This is a genomic window from Planomonospora sp. ID91781 (genome assembly GCF_015711595.1).
Taxonomy (GTDB): Bacteria; Actinomycetota; Actinomycetes; order Streptosporangiales; family Streptosporangiaceae; genus Planomonospora; species Planomonospora parontospora.
In genome coordinates this window covers 1655971-1659592 of sequence record NZ_JABTEY010000002.1, presented here as the reverse complement: position 1 = coordinate 1659592, position 3622 = coordinate 1655971, and the positions used below count along the sequence as shown (strand labels likewise).

The 3622-nt window shown below is 73.1% G+C and carries 3 protein-coding genes; 2 read left to right on the top strand and 1 reads right to left on the bottom strand.

Going from position 1 to position 3622, the window contains the following annotated elements:
• Window positions 1-169: 169 nt before the first annotated feature.
• Window positions 170-889: a thioesterase II family protein gene (locus HS048_RS26715; protein ID WP_196469019.1), complete on the top strand. Its 720-nt coding sequence runs from the start codon at window positions 170-172 to the stop codon at window positions 887-889.
• Between the two features lie 42 nt (window positions 890-931).
• Here the strand turns inward: HS048_RS26715 and HS048_RS26710 are convergent, their stop codons facing one another.
• Complete coding sequence (locus HS048_RS26710) at window positions 932-1843, bottom strand: triacylglycerol lipase (protein ID WP_196469018.1); 912 nt, start codon at window positions 1841-1843, stop codon at window positions 932-934.
• Between the two features lie 282 nt (window positions 1844-2125).
• On the opposite strand from HS048_RS26710, the gene argG reads away from it, so the two are divergent.
• Window positions 2126-3571 carry an argininosuccinate synthase gene (argG, locus tag HS048_RS26705; RefSeq protein ID WP_068895785.1) on the top strand — a complete coding sequence of 482 codons (1446 nt, stop codon included), beginning with the start codon at window positions 2126-2128 and terminating at the stop codon, window positions 3569-3571.
• Window positions 3572-3622: the final 51 nt, after the last annotated feature.

Sequence of the window (3622 nt, the reverse complement as noted above, 5' to 3'; positions counted from 1 at the left end):
TCCGCCGGACCGGGCGCGTGACCGGGCCCGGAGCGGGAGCCGGAGCGTGATCCGGATCCGAGCGGGGGCCGGAGCATGATCCGGGCCTGGAGCGGGGCCGGAGCGTGACCCGGGCCCGCAGCACGCGGGACCCGGAACAGGACCGGGCCCGGAGCGGAGGAGAGACCCGATGACCTGGTTGCGCTGCCCCCGCCCCCGCCCGGCGGCGACCACCCGGCTGATCTGCTTCGCGCACGCGGGCGGCTCGGCCACCGCCTACCGCGACTGGCCCGCGCTGCTGCCGGACACCGTCGAGCTGTACGGCGTGCAGCTCCCCGGCCGCGCCGACCGCTACGGCGAGCCGCTCCCCGAGAGCATGGACGCCCTGGCCGCCGCGGTCGCCGGGGAGCTGGCCCCGCTGCTGGATCGGAGGTTCGCGCTGTTCGGGCACAGCCTGGGGGCGCTGGTCGCCTACGAGGTCACCCGGCTCCTGGAGGGACGCGGCACCGGCCCGGCCCGGTTGTTCGCCTCGGGCTGCGCGGCGCCGCACGAGCGCCGGGACCGCGGATACGCGGAGTACGACGACGACCGCCTGGTCGCCGTGCTCAACCGGCTCGGCGGCACCGAGGCGGAGGTCCTGGCCCACGGGGAGCTGCGCAAGCTCGTCCTGCCGTACGTCCGCGGCGACTTCCGGCTGGCCGAGAAGTACCTCCACCGGCCCGGCCTGCCGCTGCGCACCCCGATCTCCGTCCTCGTCGGCGACGCCGACCCGGTCGTCACCCCCGCCCAGGCCAAGGCCTGGGAGGCGCACACGGTCTCGGACTTCTCCATGGCCGTCTTCCCGGGCGGCCACTTCTACCTGCAGCCGCTGCGGGAGCGGGTCGTCGCCGAGGTGACCCGGCGCATCTAGCCGATTCGCTCCGGCGCTCCCCGGCCGCCGGCGGGCCGCCGTTCAGATGATGAGGGCGGAGCAGTCCGGACGGTAGTCCCCGGGCAGCGGTCCGGGTTCCTCCAGCGCCTTGCCGACGTAGGAGAGCATCACCGGGTCCAGCGTCGTCAGGTTGTGCCCGAAGGCCCCCTCGATGAGTCCCTTGAGCGGGCAGTCGTCCTGGAGCATGCGGTTGCTCACCTGCTCCGGCGGGCCCTCGACGAACGTGGAGGCGGCCGCCTGCTCGGCCTTCAGCCCGAGGGCGGTGTAGTCGACGCCGGGCTCGACCATGGAGGGCGTGTTGAGCGCCTCCATCAGCTCCGAGCCCGGTGACAGCTCCTCGCAGGCGGTCTCCGGCCCGCAGTCCTCGCGCAGCCCCTCCGTCGTGCGGTGGTGCGGCGCCCCCAGCGTGACCAGTTCGGACACCTTCGCCGCCCCGCCCTCGAACCGCATGTACGCCCGGGGGACGATCCCGCCCAGGCTGTGCCCGACGATCGCGGCCCGCTCCGCCCCGGTCGCCCGGAGCACCCCCTCGACGAAGATCCCCAGTCTCCGCGCCGACTCCCGGACCGACCGGCTCCACCCGTAGTCGAGCGCGAAGACGCAGTGGCCCTGCTTGGACAGGTAAGCCGCCGCCACCGGCCACGTCACCGCCCCGGTGCTCCTGGCCCCGTGCACCAGGACCACCGGGTACGGCGTCGCCCCGCCGGGCCGGCAGCCGAAGTCGTTGGCGTCCGCCAGTCCCTCGGAGGCCAGCCGCCGGGCCTCGGCGACGTGGTCGACCTGCGGCGGGGGCGGCGCGGCGGGCGGCCCGCCCTCCCGGCGCACCAGCGTCTCGGCCAGCAGGACGAGCGCGGCGAGCCCGGCCGCGACGCACAGGGCGACCACGGCGAGCACCGCGGCCGTGGCGGCACGGCCGGGACGGATCCGACCCACGTGATCTCTCCTCCGGTTCTCGGGTGAGGGCGTTCAACGGTGTTCAACGGCGTTCAACGGCGTTCAACGGCGTTCGGGCCAAGCCTCGCGCTCCGCCGGGCCCGGTTCTACCGCCTCCCCGCACCGGTCGCCGCCGCGTCGTTGGCGCGGTGTGACAACCGGCGGATCCCGATCCGGCGGCCATCCTGTGTTCCTCGGCGACCGAGGGGGCCGGCGGTCCGCGCCGGTCCGGGAGCCGGGAAGCAGTTGCATGAACATGCGCTGCTATGTAAATTTATTCGCATGTCGAAGGTACTCACCTCTCTGCCCGTGGGCCAGCGTGTCGGAATCGCCTTCTCCGGAGGGCTGGACACCTCGGTGGCGGTCGCCTGGATGCGCGAGAAAGGGGCGGTCCCCTGCACCTACACCGCCGACATCGGGCAGTACGACGAGCCTGACATCGGGTCGGTGCCGGGGCGGGCCACGGCCTACGGGGCGGAGGTCGCCCGGCTGGTCGACTGCCGGGCGGCGCTGGTGGAGGAAGGCCTCGCGGCGCTGGCCTGCGGGGCGTTCCACATCCGCTCCGGCGGGCGCGTCTACTTCAACACCACGCCGCTCGGGCGGGCCGTCACGGGGACCCTGCTGGTGCGGGCGATGCTCGAGGACGACGTCCAGATCTGGGGCGACGGCTCCACGTTCAAGGGCAACGACATCGAGCGGTTCTACCGGTACGGGCTGCTCGCCAACCCGTCCCTGCGGATCTACAAGCCTTGGCTGGACGCCGATTTCGTCACCGAGCTCGGCGGTCGCAAGGAGATGTCCGAGTGGCTGCTCGCCCACGGCCTGCCCTACCGGGACAGTGTCGAGAAGGCCTACTCCACCGACGCCAACATCTGGGGCGCGACCCATGAGGCCAAGGCGCTAGAGCACCTCGACGTCGGCGTCGAACTGGTCGAGCCGATCATGGGGGTGCGGTTCTGGGACCCGGCCGTCGAGATCTCCCCCGAGGACGTCACGATCGGCTTCGAGCAGGGGCGGCCGGTGACGATCAACGGCAAGACGTTCGCGTCCGCCGTCGACCTGGTGCTGGAGGCCAACGCCATCGGCGGACGGCACGGCCTGGGCATGTCCGACCAGATCGAGAACCGGATCATCGAGGCCAAGAGCCGCGGCATCTACGAGGCTCCGGGGATGGCCCTGCTGCACACCGCGTACGAGCGGCTGGTCAACGCCATCCACAACGAGGACACCGTCGCCGTCTACCACAACGAGGGACGCCGGCTCGGCCGGCTGATGTACGAGGGCCGCTGGCTGGACCCGCAGGCGCTGATGCTGCGCGAGTCGCTGCAGCGCTGGGTCGGGACGGCCGTCACCGGCGAGGTGACCCTCCGGCTGCGGCGCGGCGAGGACTACTCCATCCTGGAGACGTCCGGCCCGGCCTTCAGCTACCACCCGGACAAGCTGTCCATGGAGCGCACCGAGGACTCGGCCTTCGGCCCGGTCGACCGCATCGGCCAGCTGACCATGCGCAACCTCGACATCGCCGACTCCCGCGCCAAGCTCGAGCAGTACGTCGGCCTCGGCCTGCTCGGCAGCCCCCAGCCGATGATCGGCGCCGCCCAGGCCGCCGCGACCGGCCTGATCGGCGCCATGCCCGAAGGTGGCGCGGAGGTCATCGCCTCCCGCGGCAAGCTCCCGGACGCCGACGAGCTCCTCGACCACGCCGCCATGGAGTCCGGCACCGACTGACCCGCCGGGGGACCGCTGAAGACGTGAGACCCGGCCCCGCCGCGGACGGCG

Bases quoted from the DNA above. Each gene is read 5' to 3' on its own strand.
- HS048_RS26715 (WP_196469019.1), top strand. From the start codon at position 170: ATGACCTGGTTGCGCTGCCCCCGCCCCCGCCCGGCGGCGACCACCCGG.
- argG (WP_068895785.1), top strand. From the start codon at position 2,126: ATGTCGAAGGTACTCACCTCTCTGCCCGTGGGCCAGCGTGTCGGAATC.